The following is a 530-nucleotide window of genomic DNA, read 5'->3' as shown; positions in this document are numbered from 1 at the left end:
AAATAACAATCAATAAAATAGGCGCTACAGCCTACTTAGAGTGTTTAGAGACGTTCGAGCAGTAATAGAATCAAACACCCCTCCAAAACTATAAAAAGGCTGTTATCTGATTTAGGCTTATCTGCTGTCATATTTTTCCTGCTTTCTTATGCCGGTAATACGTACTTTGTGATATACCTAAATCTACCCAAGGTTGTTGCGTGCGTGCTGAAATAGCTACAGGCTTACGCCTAGAGATCTTACCGCCTTTTCTGCCTTTAAGTGCTTGGCGATAGATAAACTCATTATAGTGGTATGCATCATTTTTCCAGCAGTATTTAGCGATGCTTTTGGCAGTGGCTTTGATTTCTGAGTATGGCAATGGTTCTGAAAACATCATATTTACGTTTTGAGCGTTTTTAAGCACTGAGTTATACCATTGCTCCCAAGTCTTACCTCGGTGCTCTCTAATCGAAGAATAAGCCCAATGGCGAACGGTATCGAACAGGGTGCAATTCCTTCCAAGCCCATATTCTTTCTCGGTCGCCGTT

General features: G+C 41.1%; 1 protein-coding gene. It reads right to left on the bottom strand.

Annotated features, from left to right (window positions below; translation table 11 throughout):
• Positions 1-127: 127 nt before the first annotated feature.
• Positions 128-530, bottom strand: a 403-nt coding sequence (locus I6E69_RS20530) for a primase C-terminal domain-containing protein (protein WP_197122240.1), incomplete at its 5' end; no start/stop codon positions are given.

Origin of the sequence: Pseudoalteromonas sp. NZS100 (assembly GCF_015864815.1) — a bacterium.
Classification (GTDB): domain Bacteria; phylum Pseudomonadota; class Gammaproteobacteria; order Enterobacterales; family Alteromonadaceae; genus Pseudoalteromonas; species Pseudoalteromonas distincta.
This window is presented reverse-complemented; position numbering and strand designations above follow the sequence as displayed.